This is a genomic window from Arthrobacter sp. GW460-12-1-14-TSB2 (assembly GCF_059423525.1).
In genome coordinates this window covers 1-20,955 of the sequence record NZ_JBWKYC010000017.1, presented here as the reverse complement: position 1 = coordinate 20,955, position 20,955 = coordinate 1, and the positions used below count along the sequence as shown (strand labels likewise).

Annotated in this window: 19 protein-coding genes; 15 read left to right on the top strand and 4 right to left on the bottom strand. The window is 65.8% G+C overall.

Going from position 1 to position 20,955, the window contains the following annotated elements:
- The first annotated feature begins 147 nt into the window (after positions 1–147).
- The 9 genes from AC07YR_RS17895 to AC07YR_RS17855 all read left to right on the top strand — a co-directional run bounded on the left by AC07YR_RS17895 (position 148) and on the right by AC07YR_RS17855 (position 10,746).
- Positions 148–552, top strand: a complete 405-nt coding sequence (locus AC07YR_RS17895) for a tautomerase family protein (protein ID WP_494734724.1) — start codon at positions 148–150, stop codon at positions 550–552.
- A 208-nt stretch (positions 553–760) separates the two neighbouring features.
- Positions 761–1,762, top strand: coding sequence for a 5-dehydro-2-deoxygluconokinase (iolC, locus tag AC07YR_RS17890; protein WP_494734723.1), 1,002 nt, complete (start codon positions 761–763; stop codon positions 1,760–1,762).
- Positions 1,759–2,709 carry a Cgl0159 family (beta/alpha)8-fold protein gene (locus AC07YR_RS17885; RefSeq protein ID WP_055797682.1) on the top strand — a complete coding sequence of 317 codons (951 nt, stop codon included), beginning with the start codon at positions 1,759–1,761 and terminating at the stop codon, positions 2,707–2,709. The genes iolC and AC07YR_RS17885 overlap by 4 nt, the downstream gene beginning before the upstream one ends.
- A gap of 44 nt (positions 2,710–2,753) precedes the next feature.
- Positions 2,754–4,682, top strand: a complete 1,929-nt coding sequence (iolD, locus tag AC07YR_RS17880; RefSeq protein ID WP_494734768.1) for a 3D-(3,5/4)-trihydroxycyclohexane-1,2-dione acylhydrolase (decyclizing) — start codon at positions 2,754–2,756, stop codon at positions 4,680–4,682.
- Positions 4,683–4,733: 51 nt separating this feature from the next.
- Positions 4,734–6,245, top strand: a complete 1,512-nt coding sequence (locus tag AC07YR_RS17875; RefSeq protein ID WP_494734722.1) for a CoA-acylating methylmalonate-semialdehyde dehydrogenase — start codon at positions 4,734–4,736, stop codon at positions 6,243–6,245.
- A 91-nt stretch (positions 6,246–6,336) separates the two neighbouring features.
- Positions 6,337–7,248, top strand: coding sequence for a sugar phosphate isomerase/epimerase family protein (locus tag AC07YR_RS17870; protein ID WP_494734721.1), 912 nt, complete (start codon positions 6,337–6,339; stop codon positions 7,246–7,248).
- A gap of 37 nt (positions 7,249–7,285) precedes the next feature.
- Positions 7,286–8,299, top strand: coding sequence for a Gfo/Idh/MocA family protein (locus tag AC07YR_RS17865; protein WP_436056761.1), 1,014 nt, complete (start codon positions 7,286–7,288; stop codon positions 8,297–8,299).
- Positions 8,300–8,384: 85 nt separating this feature from the next.
- Positions 8,385–9,257, top strand: a complete 873-nt coding sequence (locus AC07YR_RS17860; RefSeq protein WP_055797698.1) for a sugar phosphate isomerase/epimerase family protein — start codon at positions 8,385–8,387, stop codon at positions 9,255–9,257.
- 106 nt (positions 9,258–9,363) lie between these two features.
- The gene (locus AC07YR_RS17855) at positions 9,364–10,746 is read left to right on the top strand and encodes a sugar porter family MFS transporter (RefSeq protein WP_494734767.1); all 1,383 of its coding nucleotides are present in this window, start codon (positions 9,364–9,366) and stop codon (positions 10,744–10,746) included.
- A 65-nt stretch (positions 10,747–10,811) separates the two neighbouring features.
- Here AC07YR_RS17855 and AC07YR_RS17850 read toward each other — a convergent pair whose 3' ends face one another.
- Positions 10,812–11,261, bottom strand: coding sequence for a MarR family winged helix-turn-helix transcriptional regulator (locus AC07YR_RS17850; protein ID WP_028271276.1), 450 nt, complete (start codon positions 11,259–11,261; stop codon positions 10,812–10,814).
- A 166-nt stretch (positions 11,262–11,427) separates the two neighbouring features.
- On the opposite strand from AC07YR_RS17850, the gene AC07YR_RS17845 reads away from it, so the two are divergent.
- The 6 genes from AC07YR_RS17845 to AC07YR_RS17820 all read left to right on the top strand — a co-directional run bounded on the left by AC07YR_RS17845 (position 11,428) and on the right by AC07YR_RS17820 (position 18,298).
- A complete protein-coding gene (locus AC07YR_RS17845; protein WP_494734720.1) occupies positions 11,428–12,675 on the top strand; it encodes an MFS transporter in 1,248 nt (415 codons plus the stop codon).
- A gap of 304 nt (positions 12,676–12,979) precedes the next feature.
- The gene (locus AC07YR_RS17840; protein ID WP_200939294.1) at positions 12,980–13,975 is read left to right on the top strand and encodes a substrate-binding domain-containing protein; all 996 of its coding nucleotides are present in this window, start codon (positions 12,980–12,982) and stop codon (positions 13,973–13,975) included.
- Between the two features lie 71 nt (positions 13,976–14,046).
- Positions 14,047–15,096 (top strand): ABC transporter permease, encoded by a 1,050-nt coding sequence (locus AC07YR_RS17835; protein WP_055797709.1) that lies wholly within the window; start codon positions 14,047–14,049, stop codon positions 15,094–15,096.
- Between the two features lie 16 nt (positions 15,097–15,112).
- Positions 15,113–16,030, top strand: a complete 918-nt coding sequence (locus tag AC07YR_RS17830) for an ATP-binding cassette domain-containing protein (RefSeq protein WP_055797712.1) — start codon at positions 15,113–15,115, stop codon at positions 16,028–16,030.
- A 121-nt stretch (positions 16,031–16,151) separates the two neighbouring features.
- Entirely contained in the window at positions 16,152–17,267 is a 1,116-nt protein-coding gene (locus tag AC07YR_RS17825; RefSeq protein ID WP_494734719.1) for a Gfo/Idh/MocA family oxidoreductase, read from the top strand.
- Positions 17,264–18,298, top strand: coding sequence for a Gfo/Idh/MocA family protein (locus AC07YR_RS17820; protein ID WP_494734718.1), 1,035 nt, complete (start codon positions 17,264–17,266; stop codon positions 18,296–18,298). The genes AC07YR_RS17825 and AC07YR_RS17820 overlap by 4 nt, the downstream gene beginning before the upstream one ends.
- A gap of 90 nt (positions 18,299–18,388) precedes the next feature.
- Here the strand turns inward: AC07YR_RS17820 and iolB are convergent, their stop codons facing one another.
- From iolB to AC07YR_RS17805, 3 genes are all read right to left on the bottom strand, one after another.
- Positions 18,389–19,291, bottom strand: a complete 903-nt coding sequence (iolB, locus tag AC07YR_RS17815) for a 5-deoxy-glucuronate isomerase (RefSeq protein WP_494734717.1) — start codon at positions 19,289–19,291, stop codon at positions 18,389–18,391.
- Between the two features lie 53 nt (positions 19,292–19,344).
- Positions 19,345–20,085 (bottom strand): GntR family transcriptional regulator, encoded by a 741-nt coding sequence (locus AC07YR_RS17810; RefSeq protein ID WP_494734716.1) that lies wholly within the window; start codon positions 20,083–20,085, stop codon positions 19,345–19,347.
- Positions 20,086–20,138: 53 nt separating this feature from the next.
- The coding region (locus AC07YR_RS17805) for a gamma-glutamyl-gamma-aminobutyrate hydrolase family protein (protein ID WP_494734715.1) at positions 20,139–20,955 on the bottom strand (817 nt) is incomplete at its 5' end.

Here is a 20,955-nt window from a genome sequence, read left to right as displayed (position 1 = left end):
GTAATCAATCAACTGCTTTATCAACCTCTTGGTTGTTTAAGGCTATACCCGAAGAGGGATCGCCGGCAAGAGGTCATTTCCGGCAGGTCTTGTTCTTCGCGGATCTACTTTGTTAGTATGTCAGGACAAACTACTGAAGGAGCTAATGTGCCGCTGGTACGAATTGATGTGAACCAGGGGCGCAGCCCCGAGGATCTGCGCCGCCTCAGTCGGGGGATCCATGATGCGATCCTGGCCGAGTACGGGATTCCGGAGCGCGACTATTTCCACGTCCTCACCGAACACTCCCGCGGTCAGATCTTCGCCCAGGATGCCGGACTCGGCTTTGAGCGCACGCCGGATGTGGTGATGATCCAGATCTTTACCCAGGCCGGCCGGAGCCAGGAGGCGAAGCAGTCCCTCTTTGCAGCCATCGCCGGGAGGTTGGCGGAGCTGGGAGTGGCCGGTGAGGATGTGTTCATCGGGTACGTGGAGAACACTGCCGGCGACTGGTCGTTCGGCTTCGGGCGGGCCCAGTATGTCACCGGCGAGCTGGCCGTTCCGCGGAAATAAGCCCCGCCCTGAGCCTGCGATGCGTGGCCCTGAGGCTGCCATTTCGGTGCGCTATGCCAAGTTGTAAATATGTCAGTACAAACCTTTGACAGGACAATAATTCTAGGGCAAAGTAGTGGTTGTGGCCCCGCTCACGGGGGTCCGCCAGGAACCGGAGCTCTATCTGTTCAGAGGTACAGAGTTCAAACCAGAAAGGTCCGCGATTACCGTGACCCACGAACTGCTCACGATCGGGCGCATCAGCGTTGATATCTACCCGAACGACATCGGGGTTGATCTGGAGGATGTCACGTCCTTCGGAAAGTACCTCGGTGGATCCCCTTCCAACGTGGCTGTGGCAGCCGCCCGGCACGGCCGCCGAACCGGAGTGATCACCCGCACCGGCGACGACGCCTTCGGTAAGTACCTGCACCGTGAACTGCGCAAGTTCAACGTGGACGACACTTTCGTTACACCGGTGAAGGAATGGCCTACCGCAGTGACGTTCTGCGCAATCAAGCCGCCGGAAGACTTCCCTCTTTACTTCTACGGGCGCTTCCCCACGGCACCGGACCTGCAGATCAAGGCCGAAGAGTTGGATCTGGACGCCATCCGGGACGCACGGATCTTCTGGTCCACCGTGACCGGACTGTGCCAGGAGCCCAGCCGTGAAGCGCACATCAAGGCCCACGAGGCCCGCCCTCAGGCCGGCCTCAAGGAAGGCCAGTACACCGTCCTCGACCTGGACTACCGCCCCATGTTCTGGGCGTCGGAAGAGGAAGCCCGGGCACAGGTTGCCAGGATCCTGCCGCATGTCACGGTGGCGATCGGCAACGACAAGGAGTGCGCCGTGGCTGTGGGTGAGGGAACCCCGGACGAGCAGGCAGACCGCCTCCTGGCCGCAGGCGTCGAAATCGCCGTCGTCAAGCTCGGCCCCGAAGGCGTGATGGCCAAGACCCGCACCGAGCGTGTGGTGTCCGTCCCCGTTCCGGTGGAGACCGTCAACGGCCTTGGTGCCGGTGACTCGTTCGGCGGAGCGTTCTGCCACGGGCTGCTGTCCGGCTGGAGCCTTGCCGAGGTCCTCGACTACGCGAACGCCGCCGGCGCGATCGTCGCCTCCCGCTTGTCCTGCGCCGACGCCATGCCGACGCCGGGCGAGGTCACCTCGCTGCTGGCCGAGCGCGGCCGCCTGGTTCCCGGTCAGTTCGCCACTGAAGGAGCAGCACTGTGACTCTCACACCCATCGCCTCGAACAATGCCCTGGACGACGATCCCCGCCGCTACGCGCACCTGAGCACCATCCGCTTGGAGGACCCGGACGCTGTTGCCCGCGCCGCCAAGGCCCGGCGCCGGCACCCCGGCCTGAAGTACGGCCGGCAGAACTTCATCGTCGCAGCCGACCACCCGGCCCGCGGCGCCCTCGCCGTCGGCAATGATCCGGTGGCCATGGCGGACCGCCGCCAGCTGCTGGACCGGTTGCAGATCGCGCTGGCCAACCCGGATGTGGACGGCGTGCTCGCCTCCCCGGACATCATGGACGACCTGCTGCTGCTCGGTGCGCTCGACGGCAAACTGATTTTCGGTTCGATGAACCGCGGCGGACTGTCCGGCCTGGTCAACGAGTTCGATGACCGCTTCACCGGCCACACCGCCGCTGCACTGGAGGCTCTGGGGGCCGACGGCGGCAAGATGCTCACCCGCATCTGCCTCGGCGACCCCGACACGGTGGCCCTGCTGGAGGCGACGGCCAAGGCCATCGACTCCCTCGCCGAACGCAAGCTGATCGCCATGGTGGAGCCCTTCCTGTCCGTCCGCGAAAACGGCAAGGTCCGCAACGACCTCTCCACCAACGCCGTCATCAAGTCCATCGCCATCGCCGAAGGCCTCGGCTCCACCAGCGCGTACACCTGGATGAAACTCCCCGTGGTGGCCGAGATGGAGCGCGTGATGGCCGCCACCACCATGCCCACCGTGCTGCTGGGCGGCGACCCGGAGGGCACCCAGGACGAAGTCTTCGCCACGTGGGAAGCCGCCCTGGCACTCCCCGGCGTGCAGGGCCTCACCGTCGGCCGGACCCTCCTGTACCCGCAGGACGGTGATGTTGCCGGCGCCGTGGCCACCGCAGCCTCCCTCCTTCACCACACCGCATCAGCCCACACCGCAGAAGTATCGGAGTAATTCCCATGGGGATCAGAACTGGCAACGCAGCCGGAACCCGTCGAATGACCGTGGCCCAGGCCGTGGTGGAGTACCTTTCCAAGCAGTACACCGTTGATTCTGTCGGCGGGCTGGACTACCGGGAACGCCTGATCCCCGGAACGTTCGGCATCTTTGGCCACGGCAACGTTGCCGGCGTCGGGCAGGCCCTCAAGCAGTACCAGGCCGCCGACCCGACGATCATGCCGTACTACCAGGGCCGCAACGAGCAGGCGCAGTCCCACCAGGCCGTGGGCTACGCCCGCCACACCCGCCGCCGCCAGACGTTCGCCATCAGCACGTCGATCGGCCCCGGCTCCTCCAACCTGCTGACCGGCGCGGCACTGGCTACCACCAACCGCCTGCCGGTGCTGCTGCTGCCCAGCGACACCTTCGCCACCCGCGCCGCGGACCCGGTGCTGCAGCAGCTCGAGCAGCCCTACGCCTACGACATCACGGTCAACGACGCCTTCCGGCCGCTGTCCAAGTTCTTCGACCGCGTCAACCGGCCCGAACAGCTGTTCTCCGCGTTCCACCACGGCCTCCGCGTCCTGACGGATCCGGCCGAAACCGGCGCTGTCACCATCTCGTTGCCACAGGACGTCCAGGCCGAAGCCTTCGACGTGCCCGAGGAATTCCTGGCCGAACGGGAGTGGCGCATCCGCCGCCCCGACGCCGACGACGAGGACATCCGCCGCGCCGCCGAAGCGATCCGGGCCGCAAAGCGCCCGCTGATCATCGCCGGCGGTGGCGTCCTCTACGCCTTCGCCAACGACGAACTCGCGAAGTTCGCGGAACTCACCGGGATTCCGGTGGGGAACACCCAGGCCGGCGTCGGCGTCCTGCCATGGGACCACCGGTTCTCCCTCGGAGCCATCGGCTCCACCGGCACGACGGCGGCAAACGCCATCGCTGCGGAGGCAGACCTGATCATCGGGATCGGCACGCGCTACGAGGACTTCACCACGGCGTCCCGGACCGCGTTCCAGAACCCGGACGTGAAGTTCATCAACATCAACGTGGCTGCCATCGATGCCTACAAGCACGGCACCACGCTGCCGATCGTGGCCGACGCCCGCAAGGCCCTGGTCAAGCTGAACCAGGCGCTGGGCGGCTACCGCGTCGGCGCCGACCTGGAACAGCAGATCGCGGCCGAGAAGAAGCGCTGGGACGCCACCGTGGACGAAGCGTTCGACACCCGCTTCACGCCGCTGCCGGCCCAGAACGAAATCATCGGGGCCACAAGCCGGGCCATGGACGCCCAGGACGTGGTCATTTGCGCCGCCGGTTCCCTGCCCGGTGACCTGCACAAGATGTGGCGCGTCCGGGACGCCTTCGGCTACCACGTCGAATACGCCTACTCCTGCATGGGCTACGAAATTCCCGGCGGGCTCGGCGTCAAGCGCGCAGCGCTGGCCGAAGCCGCCGCGGGCGGTGCCCAGCGCGACGTCGTCGTCATGGTGGGGGACGGTTCCTACCTGATGATGCACACCGAACTGGTCACCGCCGTCGCCGAGCGCATCAAGCTGATCGTGGTCCTGATCCAGAACCACGGCTACGCCTCCATCGGATCCCTCTCCGAATCCCTCGGTTCCCAGCGCTTCGGCACCCAGTACCGCGCCCTGAACGAGGAACAGCACAGCTTCGACGAAGGCGAAACCCTCCCGGTGGACCTCGCCCTGAACGCCGAAAGCCTCGGCGTGAAGGTGATCCGAATCGAACCGGGGGAGAAGGTCATCGCCGAACTCGAGCAGGCCATCCGCGATGCGAAGGCGGCACCGGAGCGCGGCGGACCCATCCTGATCCACGTCGAATCCGACCCCCTGCTGGATGCCCCGAGTTCCGAGTCGTGGTGGGACGTTCCCGTCTCCCAGGTCTCCGACCTCGACTCCACGCAACAGGCCTTCAAGACCTACACCGACCACAAGAACCGCCAGCGCAAGCTGCTCGGCTGAATCTCCAGGCACACAGCCCTCTTTCCCCACAGACCAAGGAAGTCCCACACCATGTCAACGACGACCGTCACCACCACCATCAACCACTTCATCAACGGGGCCGAAACCGCTGGCGAAGGCACCCGCACCCAGCCTGTCTACAACCCCGCCACGGGTGCTGTGTCAGCAGAGCTGCGGCTGGCCAACCGGGCGGACCTGGATGCCACCGTGGCCGCGGCCCGCAAGGCTGCCGATTCCTGGGGTGACATCTCCCTGGCCAAGCGCACCGCGGTGCTGTTCAAGTTCCGCGAACTCGTCGCCGCCCACGTGGACGACCTCGCCGCACTGATCACCGCCGAGCACGGCAAGGTTCTCTCCGACGCCAAGGGCGAGATCGGCCGCGGCCTGGAAGTCATCGAGTTCGCCTGCGGCATCCCGCAGCTGCTCAAGGGCGATTACTCGGACCAGGTCTCCACCGGCATCGACGTGTTCTCCTTCCGCGAACCGCTCGGCGTCGTCGCCGGTATCACCCCGTTCAACTTCCCGGTCATGGTGCCGCTGTGGATGGCTCCGATGGCCATCGCCACGGGCAACGCCTTCATCCTCAAGCCCTCCGAGCGCGACCCCTCGGCCTCCATGCTGCTGGCCAAGCTGTGGAAGCAGGCCGGCCTGCCCGATGGCGTCTTCCAGGTCCTGCACGGCGACAAGGAAACGGTTGAGGGCCTGCTGACCCACCCCGACGTGGACGGCATCTCCTTCGTTGGCTCCACTCCGATCGCCCAGTACGTCCACGAGACCGCCACCAAGCACGGGAAGCGCGTCCAGGCGCTGGGCGGCGCAAAGAACCACGCCATCGTGATGCCCGACGCCGACCTCGACAACGCCGCCGACCACCTCGCCGCAGCCGCTTTCGGTTCCGCCGGCGAACGCTGCATGGCCATCTCCGTTGCCGTGGCCGTCGGCGACGCCGCCGAACTGCTGGTGAAGAAGGTCGAAGAGCGCGCCCTCGCCGTCAAGGTCAACAACGGCACCGCGCCCGGCGCCGAAATGGGCCCGGTCATCACGCCCGCCTCCAAGGAACGCATCGTCAAGATCGTCACTGAAGCGGAAGCCGCCGGCGCCGCCATGGTGGTGGACGGCCGCGACCTGGTGGTCCCCGGCCACGAGGAAGGCTTCTGGGTCGGTCCCACCGTCCTGGACCACGTCAAGACCGAAATGACCGCCTACACCGAGGAAATCTTCGGACCGGTCCTCGTCGTGGTCCGCGTCGAGGACCTGGACGCCGGCATCGCGCTGATCAACTCCAACCCCTACGGCAACGGCACCGCCATCTTCACCTCCTCCGGCGCGAACGCCCGCAAGTTCCAGCGCTCCGTGACCGTGGGCATGATCGGCATCAACGTGCCGCTCCCCGTCCCGGTGGCCTACCACTCCTTCGGCGGCTGGAAGGCCTCACTGTTCGGCGACAAGCACATCTACGGCCCGGAAGGCGTGTCCTTCTACACCCGTGGCAAAGTAGTTACCTCACGCTGGCCGGAGCCCACCCACGCCTCGGGTGCCTCCTACAACTTCCCGTCCAACTAGCGACCCGACTACCCACCATCGACTGCTCCGCAACCGCCGTTTTGAGCGTCCAAAACGGCACCTGTGGAGCAACGGATGAGAAGGAATGGCAATGACTGAGAACAAACTGATCATCGGCACCGCACCGGACTCCTGGGGCGTCTGGTTCCCGGATGACCCCAAGCAGACCCCCTGGGAGCGCTTCCTCGACGAAGTGGCCGAGTCCGGCTACAAATGGATCGAGCTCGGCCCCTACGGCTACCTGCCGACCGACCCCGCCCGGCTTGCCGAGGAGCTCAAGCAGCGCGACCTGAAGGTCACGGCCGGAACGGTCTTCACCGCATTCCATCGCGGCCTGGACCAGTGGGAGACCGCCTGGGAGCCTGCCCGCAAGGCCGCCGAGCTCACGGCTGCCATGGGCGGCGAACACATCGTGGTCATCCCGGCCATGTGGCGCGATGACGTCACCGGTGAAGCAGTGGAAAGCGGCCAGCTCACCGAGAAGGCCTGGAGCGACCTGTTCGCCGGGCACAACCGGCTGGGCAAGACCCTGCTGGAGGACTTCGGCCTGAAGCAGCAGTTCCACTCCCACGCCGATTCCCACGTCGGAGCCCAGGAGGACATTGAAACCCTCCTGGCCGCAACGGACTCGAAGTACCTGAACCTGTGCCTGGACACCGGCCACGCCGAATACTGCGGGGCCTCCAGCCTGGAGCTCATCAAGAACTACCCGGACCGCATCGGCTACCTTCACCTGAAGCAGATCAACCCTGACATCCTCAAGAAGGTCAACGAGGAAAACATGACCTGGGCCGCGGCCAACCTTGCCGGCGTCATGACCGAGCCGCCGAACGGGCTGCCGGACCTGCGCGCCGTCATCGAAGCAGTGGAGGCACTGAACCGCCCCATCTTCGGCATCGTGGAGCAGGACATGTACCCGGTTGCCTTCGACGTCCCTATGCCGATCGCCAAGCGCACCCGCAACTACCTGCTGTCCTGCGGCTCCCGCACGGCCGTCAACTAACAGCCGCCCAGGCACCCGAAACGTAAGGAAGAGAACAATGACTGAAACCCTTCGCGTCGCCGTTATCGGCGCCGGCCGCATGGGCGCGGACCACATCCAGCGCCTCAGCAAGCGCATCCACGGCGCTGAAGTTGCCGCCGTCGTCGACGTCGACCTCGCCCGTGCACAGGCCGCCATCGAAGGCATCCCGGGCGCAGTGGCCCTGGCCGATGCCGACGAAGCCCTCAACAACGGGGACGTCAACGCCGTCCTGATCGCCACGCCGGGCTTCCTGCACGAGGACATCCTGCTGAAGGCACTCGCCAGGGACATCCCGATCCTCTGCGAGAAGCCCCTCACCCCGGACGCCGAATCCTCCTGGAAGATTGTCGAGGCAGAGCAGAAGCTTGGCCACAAGCGCATCCAGGTGGGCTTCATGCGCCGCTTTGACGCCGAGTACGCAGCCCTGGGCCAGGTCATCCGCGACCACGAACTGGGCGAACTGCTGATGCTGCACCACCAGCACCGCAACCCCACCACTCCGGCGGGCTTCACCAACGAGATGCTGATCAACGACTCGGTGGTGCACGAGTTCGATGCCATCCGGTTCTTTACCGGCGAGGAAATCACCAGCGTGCAGGTCCGCCTGGGCAAGGCCACGAAGAACGCCCCGGCCGGCCAGCACGATCCCCAGCACGTCCTGGTGGAAACCGAGTCCGGTGTCCTGGCCGACGTCGAAATCTACGTCAACGCCAAGTTCGGCTACGAAGTGGCCACGCAGGCTTCCTTCGAAGACGGCATCGTCAGCATCGGTGGCGATAAGGGACCCTACACCCGCAGCGCCGGCCGCTGGGGCGGCAATGTGACCCCCGGATTCGAAGAGCGCTTCGGCGCGGCATACGACGTCGAAATCCAGTCCTGGGTGGACGCGGCCCTCCGCGGCGAAATCGGCGGCCCCACCGCCTGGGACGGCTACGCCACCGCAGCCTGCTGCGAGGCCGGCGTCGAGGCACAGAAGAACGGCGAAAAGGTCGCCGTCAAGCTGAACGCCAAGCCTTCCCTTTACAGCTAGGCGGAAAGGGAAGGGGGCCGAGGCTCCCTTCCCTTTTCGTCCCGTCCCTCGCACAACATGACTCATCCACAATGGAGTGTTCCACGTGAAAATCGCACTTGATCCAACGCCGTTCCACCATTCGCACAGCCTGCTCGAATTCCCCCGGGTGGTGGCGGACCTCGGCTACAAGTACATGCAGATGACCCCGCACGCCGACTTCATCCCCTTCTACAACCACCCCAAGGCCGACGACGAACTGGTGGGCAAGCTCAGCAAGGCCTGCAAGGATGTGGGAGTCGAGATCGCCTCGGTCCTGCCGGTGCTCCGTTGGTCCGGTCCGGACGAGGACGCCCGTGAAGCCGCGGTCCGTTACTGGAAGCGCGTCATCCAGATCACCGTGGACCTCGGGGTCAGCACCATCAACACGGAATTCAGCGGACGCCCGGAGAAGGCCGAAGAATCAGAGCGCGCCTTCTACCGCTCCATGGAAGAGCTGCTGCCCATCATCGAACGCGAAGGCCTTGACCTCCTGATTGATCCGCACCCGGACGACTTCGTGGAGGAAGGCCTGGCCGCCATCCGCGTCATCCGCGGCCTGAACTCCAAGAACGTGGGCCTGGTCTACGTGGCGTCGCACAGCTTCCACATGAAGAACGCGCCCCTGGACATCATGCGCGCCGCGGGGGACAAACTCCGCCTGGTCCACGTGGCAGACACCATGAACCACCACGCCTCCCACGGCCTGCGCTACATCACCAACCCGCCCGGCAACGCGGTCCGCGTGCACCAGCACCTGAAAATCGGCGACGGCGACGTGAACTGGGAAGAATTCTTCGGCGGGCTGCAGGAGATCGGCTTCCTGGACCGCGAAGACACCGTGATGGTGTCCAGCGTCTTCGCCGAAGACGAAAATGCCGCAGAAGTTTCCCGCTACCAGCTGGACACGATGAACAACTACATCGCGAAAGCCCGGTAGCGGCCGCCCTATGAAGCAAACGGAAAATACACTTCCCAGCACTACGACCCGGTCGCCGGCAGGCCAGGCAGGTTCTGCCGCAGCAGCTCCCAATCCCAAGGGATTCATGCGGCGGGTGGCCCTGTTTTCGACATTCGGCGGCCTGCTCTTCGGTTACGACACCGGCGTCATCAACGGTGCACTGCCCTTCATGCAGCGGGACCTCGGGCTGACGCCGCTGACCGAGGGGCTCGTCACCTCGACCCTGCTGTTCGGTGCGGCGTTCGGCGCCATCACCGCCGGCCGGCTGTCCGACCGGTTCGGCCGCCGCAAGACCATCATGGCGCTGGCGATCATCTTCGCGCTCTCCACCATCGCCTGTTCCCTGGCGCCCACCACCGAGCTGCTGGTGGCAGCGCGCACGGTCCTCGGCCTGGCGGTGGGCGGGGCCTCGGTGATCGTCCCCGTGTACCTGGCGGAAATGTCGCCCGCCGCCCAGCGCGGGCGGATCGTCACACAGAACGAACTCATGATCGTCACGGGCCAGTTCCTGGCGTTCACCTTCAATGCCGTCCTGGGCAACGCCTTCCCGGAAGCCTCCCATGTGTGGCGCTGGATGCTGGTCATCGCAACGCTGCCCGCCGTCGTCCTCTGGTTCGGCATGCTGCTCCTCCCGGAGAGCCCCCGCTGGCTGGCGTCCGCCGGCCGCTTCGGCGAGGTCCTTGACGTGCTGCGCAAGACCCGCGCCTCGGCCGACGTCTCCACGGAGTTTGATGAGGTGCGGCAGGCGGCCCGCGAGGACTACCAATCCAAGCTCGGAACGTTCAGGGACCTCACCGTGCCATGGATCCGCAGGATCTTCGTGGTGGGCCTGGGCATGGCGGTCATCAACCAGATCAGCGGCGTCAACGCCATCATGTACTACGGCACGTCGATCCTCTCCAGCTCCGGCTTCGGGGACCAGGGTGCGCTCCTTGCCAACGTGGTCAACGGCGTCACGTCCGTGGTCGCCGTCGTCATCGGCATGTCCCTGATGACAAAGGTGCGCCGGAAGTCCATGCTGGTCGTCGGCCTGGCGGGCACCGCATCCTCGCTGCTGGCCATCGGCCTGATCTCAATGCTGATCCCGGAAAGCACCCTGCGCGGCTACCTGGTGCTGCTGTTTATGGTGACATTCCTGGCGTCCATGCAGTCCTGCATCGGCACGGTGACGTGGCTGACGATGTCCGAAATCTTCCCGCTGCATGTCCGCGGCATCGGCATGGGCATCTGCGTGTTCGTGCTGTGGATGATCAACTTCCTGATCGGGTTCTTCTTCCCGCAGATGGTGGCTTCGATCGGCGTTTCGACGACCTTCTTCATCTTTGTTGCCATCCAGTTGGCGGCCATCGTCTGGGTGAAACGGGTGGTGCCGGAAACCAAGGACAAGAGCCTCGAGGACCTGGAGCACTACTTCAAGAACACCGCTGCCGAGAAAACGGCGGTCGGGGACGTGGCCGGAGTGAAGTGAGGCCACACAGCAAGAAAGCCCCGCGGGCGCGCTTCGGCGCGGCGCGGGGCTTTTGCGTTGTGCGCCTACGCGTGCGCGTGGAGCCTGGGCAGGGCGTCCACCAGCGGGGCAAGCTCCGGGATCTCCTGGGCCTCGGCGAGGGCCCGTTCCAGTGTGGCGTCGTGGGCGGGGCGGGCCTCGTCCAGCAGCTTGATGCCGCTCTCGGTCAGTTCGGTGTAGATGCCGCGGCGGTCGTCCGCGCACAGGATGCGCGTGAGCAGGCCGCGGTCCTCGAGCCGGTTGACCAGCCGCGTGGTGGCGCTGGCGCTGAGGGCGGTGGCGCGGGCCAGCTGCTGCATGCGCATGTGCCAGCCGTCCTGCCGGCTCAGGGCGTCAAGCACCGTGTATTCGACGACGGACAGCTGGGCTTCGGCCTGCAGTGAGCGTTCCAGTTCCGACTCGATCAGTCCGTGCAGGGCCGCGAGGGTCCGCCACCCCTGCGCGCGGACTTCAACGGCGTCGTCCTTGATGCCCATGGTGTACTTCCCTTCGGTTCGTGTTCCCCGCGGATGTGTGAAGCGGGGCACAACAAATAATAGTTGCTTGCGCGCTGTATCTGCTTGTGCAACAATAAATAACGCGTCTGCAACTACTAGCTTACGCGCCCTACCCCATTCCGTACAGTTTTGAAGGAGCTTCGCCATGCCTATTGGCCTGTTAGCCCTCGCCCTCGGCGGGTTCGGGATCGGACTCACCGAGTTCGTGATCATGGGCCTGCTGCCCGAGGTTGCAGCCGACTTCGGTGTCAGCGAGGCCACGGCCGGCTGGCTGATCTCCGGCTATGCCCTCGCCGTCGTCGTTGGCGCCCTGCTGCTCACGGCGGCAGTGACACGCTTCGAACGCAAGCCCGTGCTGGCCGTCCTGATGGTTTTGTTCATCGCCGGCAACCTGGTCTCCGCCATCGCCCCCGGCTACTCCATGATGATGGTGGGCCGGATTGTTGCCGCGCTGGCCCACGGTGCGTTCTTCGGCATCGGGGCCGTGGTGGCCGCGGACATGGTGGCCCCCAACAAAAAAGCCGGTGCCATCGCCTTTATGTTCACCGGACTCACGGCTGCCAACGTCCTGGGCGTGCCGTTCGGCACCATGCTGGGGCAGGCGGCGGGCTGGCGCTCCACGTTCTGGGCCATCACGGGCATCGGCGTCCTTGCCCTGATCGGCATCCTGACCCTGGTGCCCAGGACCGGCCACGGCGACGCGGCTGCCCAGGCCTCCTCCGGCGGGCTCCGCGGTGAGCTGCGCGCCTTCCGCTCCGGCCAGGTCTGGCTGTCCATCCTCGTGACGATCCTTGGCTACGGCGGCATGTTCGGCGCCTTCACCTACATCGCCTTCACCCTCACCGAAGTCTCCGGATTCGCAGCCTCCACTGTGCCCTGGCTCCTCATTCTCTTCGGCGTCGGACTTTTCATCGGCAACACCGTGGGCGGCAAGGCCGCGGACCGCAATGTGGACCGCACCCTGCTCGTGGTCCTGGCAGTGCTCGTCGTGGTCCTCGTGGCCTTCGCCCTGACTGCCGGGAACCAGCCCCTCACCATTGCCTCCATCGTGCTGATGGGCGGCTTCGGCTTCGCCACCGTCCCCGGACTGCAGATGCGCGTCATGAAGTACGCCAGCAGCGCTCCCACCCTGGCGTCCGGCGCCAACATCGGCGCCTTCAACGTCGGTAACGCCCTCGGTGCCTGGCTCGGCGGCGTGACGATCACCGCGGGGCTCGGCTACACCTCGCCGATCTGGGCCGGTGCAGCGATCACCGTCCTCGGGCTCGGCGTGATGGCTTTCGCCGCCGCCAAGGCCGGCAGGGGCACCGACAGCAGTACGACGGCGGCGGTCTCCGCTCCCGCTGTTGGCGGCTCACCCGCCGTCGTGGACGCACCCGCGGGTGCCCGCTGACATGACGACCAAGGCGATCGAAGCCCCGGGGTGGGACGGCCGCACCGGTCCGCATCCAGCCAGCTTCAACGGCTAAGGAGCACGTCTCGGGCCCGATCAAGGGCTCACATCGCAACGCCGGGGATGGCGGCATCGCCGTCATCGCCGGCGTTTCTTGGTGCCCCAAACCACTGATTCACGTAAAAACATCCTAATGTCAGGACAAACTATTGACATTAGTGAGCTGAATCACCATGATCTAGGTAGACAGTGCTCCGGCGGCTGCAGAGTGGCAGCCCGGAACCTGAGATCAAAGGAGATTAACGTGGCAAAATTTTCTTGGCGCAAGGCGGCTCTCGTTGCGGCGGTGGTGCCGATGATGGCGCTGAGCGCTTGCTCAAGCAGCGGCGGAAAGCCTGCCGAAAGCGGTGGCGGCGCAGGCGGCGGCCAGGTGGCCACGACTGAGCGGATCAAGATCGCCCTCATCACCCACGCCGCAGCCGGAGACACCTTCTGGGACATCGTCCGCAAGGGCGCGGAGGAAGCCGCAGCGAAGGACAACGTGGAACTGCTGTACACCTCCGATCCGGAAGGCGGCCGCCAGGCCCAGCTGATCGAACAGGCCGTGGACCAGAAGGTGGACGGCATCGCGGTCACCCTGGCCAAGCCGGACGCCCTGAAGGATGCCCTGAAGAAGGCGACTGACGCCGGCATCCCCGTGGTCAGCCTCAACGCCGGTGAAGATGCCTCGAAGCAGCTCGGAGCCTTCACCCACTTCGGCTCAAACGAAAAGCTCGCCGGACAGGCAGTCGGAGAGAAGCTGGCTTCCCTGAACTTCAAGCACCCCATCTGCATCATCCAGGAGCAAGGCCACGTTGGCCTCGAAGCGCGCTGCGCCGGCGTGAAGGCGAAAGTAGCCGGCACCGAAATCCTGTATGTCAACGGCCGCGACATGACCGAAGTTTCATCCACCATCACGGCCAAGCTGCAGGCCACCAAGGACGCCGACGCGATCATCGGCCTCGGCGCCCCCATCACCCTGACGGCACTGAAGTCCATCACCGACGCCGGCAGCTCCGCTAAGGCGGCGTCGTTCGACATGAACGCCGACCTGGCGCAGAAGATCGTCGACGGCACCATCCTGTTCACGGTGGACCAGCAGCCATGGCTGCAGGGGTACGGCTCCATTGATGCGCTGTGGCAGTTCAATCGCGGTGGCTTCGAAGTGGGTGGCGGAATGCCTGTCCTGACCGGCCCCACAGTCGTGGACAAGGAATCCGCCGCCGACGTCCTCAAATTCGCCCAGCAGGGCGTCCGCTAACCAGCAGGCATCCCTGGCTGCGGGAGGGCCGGGTACCGGTTCTCCCGCAGCCAGATCAACAAGGAGTTTCCATGACACAGACGTTAGCCAAGCCGGCCCCGCTGGCACCGGATGAGCGGATCGGCCGCCGCAGCCCGTTCCAGAAGCTGCTCGGGCGGCCCGAAGTCGGCGCCCTGGTGGGCGCAATAGTCCTGTTCGTTTTCTTCTCAGTGGTTTCGTCCACCTTCATCCAGCCGAGCTCGTTCGCGACTGTGCTGTACGGATCCTCCACCATCGGCATTATGGCCGTGGGCGTCTCACTGCTCATGATCGGCGGTGAGTTCGACCTCTCCACCGGTGTTGCAGTCATCAGCTCCGCCCTGACCGCCTCCATGTTCGCATGGTATTTCTCGCTCAACGTCTGGGTCGGTGTTGCCCTGGCCCTGGTGGTTTCACTCGGGATCGGCTTCATCAACGGCTGGATACTGGTGAAGACCAAGCTGCCCAGCTTCATCGTCACGCTGGCGACGTTCCTGATGCTGACCGGTCTGAACCTTGCCCTCACCCGCATGATCTCCAACGGTGTATCGTCCCCGTCGATCGCCCAGATGGATGGGTTTGCCTCGGCCCGGGCCGTCTTCGCCTCGTCGGTGAACATCGCAGGTGTCGAAGTGAAAATCACCGTGTTCTTCTGGATTGTCCTGGTGGCCGTTGCGTCCTGGGTGCTGTTGCGGACCAAGGTGGGCAACTGGATCTTCGCCTCCGGTGGCGACGCCAACGCCGCCCGCGCCGTGGGTGTGCCGGTCACCAAGACCAAGATCGGCCTGTTCATGGCTGTGGGCTTCTGCGGCTGGGTGCTGGGCATGCACAACCTGTTCGCCTTCGACTCCGTTCAGTCCGGTGAAGGCGTGGGCAACGAGTTCCTCTACATCATCGCCGCGGTGATCGGCGGCTGCCTGTTGACCGGCGGCTACGGCTCGGCGGTGGGCGGCGCGATCGGCGCGTTCATCTTCGGCATGGCTAACAAGGGCATCGTGTACGCGCAGTGGAACCCGGACTGGTTCAAGTTCTTCCTGGGCCTGATGCTGCTGCTGGCCACCATCGTCAACCTGATCGTCAAGCGCCGCGCGGAACTGAAGTAAAGGGGCCTCCGAGACCATGAATGCCAAAGAGATCGACCAGCAAACCCTGCTGCAGAACGAAACGGACCCGCTGACCCATACCCCGGTGCACTTGCTTGCGCTGGACAAGGTCGGCAAGAACTACGGCAACATCGTCGCGCTGAGCGACGTGACCATGGCCGTGGACAACGGCCGCGTCACCTGCGTCCTGGGCGACAACGGCGCCGGGAAGTCCACGCTCATCAAGATCATCGCCGGCCTGCACCAGCACGATCACGGCGTCCTGAAGGTGATGGGGGAGGAACGGAAGTTTACCTCGCCCCGTGACGCGCTCGACGTCGGCATCGCCACCGTGTACCAGGACCTCGCCGTCGTGCCGCTGATGCCGATTTGGCGGAACTTCTTCCTCGGCTCCGAGCTGACCAGCGGTTTTGGGCCGTTCAAGAGCCTGGACGTGCAGAAGATGAAGGACATCACCAAGCACGAACTCGCCGAGATGGGCATCGACCTCCGCGACGTGGAGCAGCCCATCGGCCAGCTCTCCGGCGGTGAACGCCAGTGTGTCGCGATCGCCCGTGCCGTGTACTTCGGCGCGAAGGTCCTGATCCTTGACGAACCGACCGCGGCCCTGGGCGTGAAGCAGTCCGGCGTGGTGCTCCGCTACATCCTGCAGGCCCGCGACCGCGGCCTGGGCGTCATCTTCATCACCCACAACCCGCACCACGCCTTCCCCGTCGGCGACCGGTTCCTGCTGCTCAAGCGCGGCAAGTCGATCGGCTATTACGACAAGAAGGACATCACGCTCGACGAGCTCACCGCCCAGATGGCCGGCGGCGCGGAACTGGCCGAACTCGCCCACGAACTCGAACAGCTCGGCGGCCATGGCGACGTGGTCAAGGAAGTCAAGAGCGAAGTGGCCGACGTGGCACAGACCACCGGGAAGGCCTACAGCTGACCAGCTGACCCAACGCCACGAGCAGGGCCCGCCCACCCGGGCCGGCCCTGCTCAGCCATGCAATGGCACCCGGAACCTGCCGGGCAGAAGCATCTTCGAACCAACGGAAAGGACAAGCCCCTTGGCCTACATCACTCAAAACTCCGCCGGAATCCCGGCGCCTGTGCGGATCGGACTCATCGGCTCAGGCTGGATGGGGGCATTCCACGCAGAGAGCATCGCCCGCCGCGTTCCGGGCGCAGTCCTGGCGGCAATCGCAGACCCCAATGTTGAATCCGCGGAAGCGCTGGCCCGCTCCCTGGGCACCGCCAAGGTCACTCCCAACGCCGAGGACATCCTGGCTGACCCCGAGATTGACGCAGTGACCATCGCTAGCCCTGCGCGGTTCCATTCCTCCCTCATCGCGCAGGCGGCCGCCGCCGGAAGGCACGTGTTTTGCGAGAAGCCCGCCGGCCAGGGGCTTGATGAGCTGGACGCCGCCCTCGCCGCGGTGGAAGCATCGGGGGTGCACTTCCAGGTCGGTTTCAACCGCCGCTACGCAGAGGATTTCCTGGCTGCCAAGAAGGACCTGGCCGCCGGCGTGGCCGGAACACCGCAGCTCCTGCGTTCGCTGACCCGGGATCCCGGAAAGGGAAGCATCCCGAACGCGGCGAGGGTCCCGGCGTGGACCATCTTCTTGGAAACCCTTATCCATGATTTCGACACCCTCAACTGGTTCAACGAAGGCGCCGAGCCTGTGGAGGTCTACGCAGTTGCCGATGCCCTTGTAGAGCCCGGGCTGCGGGACCAGGGCTTCCTGGACACGGCCGTTGTGACCATCCGCTATAGCAACGGCGCCATCGCGGTGGCTGAGGCAAACTTCAGCGCACTGTACGGGTACGACATCCGCGGCGAGGTCTTCGGTTCCAAGGGGATGGTGCAGGCCGGCCGCGCCACGGAAACGGCGGCCCGCCGCTTCACGGCAGACGGGATGTCAGCCGACACGCCGCGGCTCAATGTTGAACTGTTCCGGCAGGCCTACACGGATGAACTTGCCGACTTCGCTGCCGCGGTGCGTGCCAAGGGCGACAGCCTGCCGCCGCCGTCGTCCGCCGTCACCCTCACGCCCGGTGCTGCTGACGCGAGGCGGGCGCTGGCGATGGCGCTGGCCTGCATAGAGTCAGTCAAGCAGGGCGCCCCGGCGCCCGTGCCGGCTCTGGCCGTATCAGCCGTCGAATATGCAGGGGAGAAATCGTGAAGGACGTCATTCTGGGTCTGGTCGGAGTAGGCCGGATCGGCATCATGCACGCCAACAACATCGCAGCCCTGAACGAAGTCCTCAAACCGGACGGCATCAACGTCAGGCTCCGGCTCACCGACGTGGCCGAAGACCACGCGCGGACCGTTGCGGCCGGGCTCGGCGCCGAGTTCCTTCCCTCGGTGGAAGCGCTCCTGTCCTCCGGCCTGGACGGCCTGGTCATTGCCACGGGTACGGCCACCCACCCGGAGCTGATCAAGGCAGGCGTGGATGCGGGGATTCCGGTCTTCTGCGAGAAGCCCGTGGCATTGAACGTGGCGGATGCCGTGCCGGTGCTCGACTACATCCGCGACAACAACGGCGTGGTCCAGATCGGCCACCAGCGCCGCTTCGACGCCGGCTACCTGGAAGCGCGCCGCGCCTACCAGGCCGGCGAACTGGGCTGGATCCATTCGCTGCGCGCCGTCACGTGCGACATGGCGCCTCCGCCCGTGGAGTTCCTGGCCAGCTCCGGCGGCCTCTTCCGGGACTGCTCCGTCCACGACTTCGACATCCTCCGCTGGCTGACCGGCCGCGAAATCGTCGAGGTATATGCCAGGGGCTCCAACAACGGCGACCCCGCCATCGGGGAGGTGGGGGACGTGGACACCGCCCTCGCGCTGGTGACGTTCGACGACGGCACGGTGGGGACCGTCTCTGCCACCCGGTACAACGGGGCGGGCCACGACGTCCGCCTCGAAATCCAGGGTTCGCGCCGTTCGCTGATGGTGGGGCTGGACGACAAGACAGCGATGGCATCGGCCGAACCCGGCGTCGGTTTCCCCGCGGGCGAGCCGCACAAGACCTTCGCCGAACGCTTCGACCAGGCCTACCGCTCCGAGATGGAAGCCTTTGTGGAGCTGATCCTGTGCCGCAGGGAGAACCCGTGCACCCCGGAAGACGCCGTCGCGGCTTCCCGTGTGGCCGATGCCGCCCAGGAGTCTCTGGCAACGGGCGTCCCGGTCCGCGTGGCCCAGAAAGTGGCCAGCTGAGCCGGCCTGCCACCGCGGCGGAAAGACCTAGCCAAACAACTGATGCCCCCCACCGCGTGCGGTGAGGGGCATCAGTTGTCTTGCCGGAACCTAGGCGCCGAAGGGAAGCCGCGGGTCCACGTCCTGGCCTTCCCAGGTCTGGCGGATCCAGCCGTGGTGGGGGTCATCGCTGATGAGCCATTCGCGGACGGGGCCGGGGCCGGCCATCACGTTCAGGTAGTACAGGTCGTAGCCCGGGGCAGCCATTGCGGGTCCGTGCCAGCCGTACGGAACCAGGACGACGTCGCCCGTGCGGACCTCCGCCGAGACGTCGATGGGCCGCTCGTCGGAGGCGTACACGCGCTGGTAACCGATGGCGTCGCCCTGCTCGCCGGAGCCCGCGGCCGGGCCGTTCGGCGCCACACGGGTCTCGAAGTAGTAAATTTCCTCGAGGTTGGTTTCGCCGTCCTTTTCCTCGTCGTGCTTGTGCGGGGGATAGGAGGACCAGTTCCCGGCCGGAGTGAGGACTTCGCAGACGATGAAGCGGTCCGCTTCGAGCGCGGCCGGGGTGCCGAAGTTGTGGACCTGCCGGGAACAGTTGCCGGCACCCCGCAGCTCCACCGGGGTCTCGGCTGCCGTGACGAGGCGGGTGGGGTAGGAGGTCTTCGCCGGGGCCGTCGCTACGGCAACCCTGCCGCCGGCCTCCGAACTGATGGTGACGGCCTTGTCCGTGCCGGTGTACAGGACGTCGCTGGGTCCGTGGAAGACGCTGTCCCTGCCGGCCAGCCGATAGTCATGGCCGTCGACGGTGGCGGTGAAGGATCCGCTGAGCGGAACCACGATGCGCTCCTCGCCTGCGGCTGGGAGTTCGACGGCGGCACCCGCGGCGAGCGTCGCCACCTTGAGCCCGGTGTGCGCCCAGCCGTCAACTTCCAGGGCGGAGTCGGAGGTTCCAAGGGAGACGTCCCACTTACCGTCGGCAGCGGAACCCAGCGGATATACCCAGTTGGCCATAGATTCTGTTCTTTCGTTTAAGTGCTTGCTGCCGCAGCGGTTAGCGCTGGCGCCTAACGCTGGACAAGGGTCATTTCAAAGCTGTAGGAGTCACCGCGGTAGACGTGGTGGCCGGTTTCCACCATGCGTCCCGTGTCGTCGACTGCGGTGCGTTCCATGGTCACCAAAGCCAAACCCGGCTCGGTGTCCAGCAGCGGCGCCTGGTAGTCGTTCGCCACCATGGCGCCGATGCGCTGTGAGGCCAGGCGGAAGTTGACGCCGCCGTTGCGCAGAATTGCGTACAGGCCCTGGCCGGCGAGCTGGGCTTCGTCGATCGTGGTGATGTCGTCGCGGACCCAGTTTTCCATCAGGGCCAGCGGTTTGCCGCCCACTTTGCGCAACCGGGTGAAGTGGTAGACCTTCGCGCCGGCCGGGAGCTGCAGGGCTTCGCGAGTGGCGGGGTCGGCCTCGATGTGGGAGAAGCTGAGCACCTCGGTGGTGGGCTTGCTCCCGTTATTGGTGAGGTCGTCGTAAAGGCTCGAGAGTTCCAGTGGCCGCCGGACCTGGCTGGAAACGACCTGTGTTCCCACCCCGCGCTTGCGCACCAGGAGCCCGGAACGCACCAGCTCGTCCATGGCCTTGCGCATGGTGGGCCGGGACAGGTTGAGCTGGGCGGCAAGGTCGATCTCGTTGTCCAGCCGGCTGCCCGGCGGCAGGAGTCCGGTGTGGATGGCGGACTCGATGCCCTGGACCACCTGATGGTAGAGGGGCACCGGCGAAGAGCGGTCGATGCTGAGATTAAGTTGATTCGCCACTGAGCGCTCCCTTGTGCTCCGCGGCCTCCGAGGGTGCCCGGGTGCCGCGTATGTCAGCCTATGTTCTCTTGATAGGACATACTGCCGTTTTGACGATAATAGCAGGCCTCCACGAATGCCCGGAAGGGGGCAACGCGTTCCTGGGCCGGGAGTTCCAGGACTTCCGGGTGCCACTGAACGGATGCCACCCAGCGGGCAGGATCCTCCAACGCTTCCACGGTGCCGTCGCCGGCGACCGCTGTCACGATCAGTCCGTCGGCCACCCGCGCCACGGCCTGGTGGTGGCCGGAAGCGATCCTGACCGTCAGGCCTTGCGCCGTGCCCCGCGATGCGTAGAGGCGTCCCACTTTGGACCCGGGAATAATGTCAACGTCGTGCCAGGCCCACGCTCCCGCGGCCCCGCCTTCACCGCCGCCCATCGCCGCACCACCCGCCGCCGGTTCGTGGTGCGTCACGGGGCCGTCCGCCATGTCCTGCACCAGGGTGCCGCCGTAGAGGACGTTGAGGAGCTGGTGTCCGCGGCAGATCCCGAGCAGCGGCAGGCCCGCTTCGATGGTTCCCCGCGCCACCGCCACATCCAGTGCGTCCTGCTCGACGTTGACGTCATAGCACTCGGCGCCCGGCTCTTCCCCGTAAAGCCGGGGGTCCAGGTCTCCGCCGCCGGGGAGTACGACGCCGTCCAGCCCCTTGAGCGTTTCGGCCAGCCCGCCGCCGTCGGAACCGCCGTCGGAATCCGGGGTGAGGAGCACCGGCTCCCCGCCTCCGTCGCGGACCAGGTCCACGATGTAATCGAACAGCTCATTGGCCTCCCCGACCCGCGGGTCGGCGTCCCGGGAGCTGCTGAGGCGGACCGGGATTCCGATCCGGGGG